General features: G+C 51.4%; 1 rRNA gene. It reads right to left on the bottom strand.

What is annotated here, in order from left to right:
• A 5S ribosomal RNA gene (rrf, locus tag UQ64_RS27125) occupies positions 1-97 on the bottom strand; the annotation flags it as partial.
• Positions 98-218: the final 121 nt, after the last annotated feature.

Below are 218 nucleotides of genomic sequence, written 5' to 3'. Positions count from 1 at the left end.
CCCAGGACCCTTCGGTCCAAGTACCATCGGCGCTGGAGGGCTTAACGGTCGTGTTCGGGATGGGTACGCGTGGAACCCCTCCGCTATCGCCACCAAACGGGCATTTACAGCGTAAATGCTCAGGCTTAATCGCCTGAAAACTGAATCCGAATTGAATTTGCGTTTTAAATATAGGATAAGCCCTCGACCGATTAGTATTGGTCAGCTCCATGCATTAC

Source organism: Paenibacillus etheri (assembly GCF_001012825.1).
In the GTDB taxonomy this organism is placed as follows: domain Bacteria; phylum Bacillota; class Bacilli; order Paenibacillales; family Paenibacillaceae; genus Paenibacillus_AQ; species Paenibacillus_AQ etheri.
This window is presented reverse-complemented; position numbering and strand designations above follow the sequence as displayed.